This window comes from Facklamia sp. P12937 (assembly GCF_050409505.1).
Taxonomy (GTDB): Bacteria; Bacillota; Bacilli; order Lactobacillales; family Aerococcaceae; genus Facklamia.
In genome coordinates, this window is record NZ_JBNUPI010000047.1 from 1 (window position 1) to 973 (window position 973).

The 973-nt window shown below is 37.5% G+C and carries 2 protein-coding genes; both read right to left on the minus strand.

The genetic code is table 11. From position 1 onward, the window contains the following. Positions 1–87: 87 nt before the first annotated feature. The gene (gene rpmF / locus ACQV2R_RS08620; RefSeq protein WP_428874498.1) at positions 88–267 is read right to left on the minus strand and encodes a 50S ribosomal protein L32; all 180 of its coding nucleotides are present in this window, start codon (positions 265–267) and stop codon (positions 88–90) included. A 29-nt stretch (positions 268–296) separates the two neighbouring features. Beyond that, positions 297–836, minus strand: a complete 540-nt coding sequence (locus tag ACQV2R_RS08625) for a YceD family protein (RefSeq protein WP_428874497.1) — start codon at positions 834–836, stop codon at positions 297–299. Positions 837–973: the final 137 nt, after the last annotated feature.

Genomic DNA, 973 nt, shown 5'->3' on the forward strand with positions numbered 1-973 from the left:
AACCGTTAATTGCTTAATCTCCTTGGATAGCATCAACCCTATTGGACATAGAGCCAAAAAAGACCGATTAACCGATCTTTCTTGTTATTATTTTGCTACTTGTTCTACATTTTTTCCTGCGTAGAAACCACAATTACCGCATACACGGTGGCTTAATTTCATTTCGCCACACTCAGGACAAGGATTCATTCCTGGTACGTTTAATTTGAAGTGAGTACGACGCTTTCTTTTTACTGCTTTAGATGTTCTTCTTTTTGGTACTGCCATGTTTTACACCTCCTGGTAGTTGATGACCATTATTTATCTTGGTCTGATAATAACGTTTTTAAGGCTGCAAATCTTGGATCAACTTGATCCTCTTCTGCTTGGTTTTGAAGATTATATTCTTCTTCGGTTACGACTGTCCAGTCTTTGCCTGAAGGAAGATCTGTATCATCCTCTGCAATGACTTGTCTTGGAATATTCAAAAGAATATTATCAACAGCAGACGCTGCGAGGTCAATATAGTCATGTTCAAGAACAATAGTGGTTTCCTCATAGTCTTGAGCATTAAAGTCTAAACTTTTATCAACGTAGCGTTCTCTCACCTTTATTGATAAAGGGACAACTACAGGCTTCAAACTACGAGTTGAAGGCAATGTCACGTCCACATCAAATTGGCAGTGGAGCACAAACTCTTCATCACGCAAAAGGAAGTATCCCTTAGAATGCACTTCATCTATGTGGATTATATCCGACTTGCGTTCACTTATTTGTGATTGGATATCTATTCGCTCATCAAAAGAATAGATGCCGTCACGACAGGCCTCACGTAATTGACGAAGGGTCCATTTCATATATATCACCTCTAAAACGACAAAATAAATTATACTTAAGAAAAGACAGCTTGTCAATCACAATAATCAATTCTAAACCAATATTTGTTAAACGTAAATGATAATGTCTCAAGAGAACACAAATCAAAATGTCCCAC

Coding starts and splice junctions, on each gene's coding strand:
- ACQV2R_RS08625 (WP_428874497.1), bottom strand. CDS start 836: ATGAAATGGACCCTTCGTCAATTACGTGAGGCCTGTCGTGACGGCATC.
- rpmF (WP_428874498.1), bottom strand. CDS start 267: ATGGCAGTACCAAAAAGAAGAACATCTAAAGCAGTAAAAAGAAAGCGT.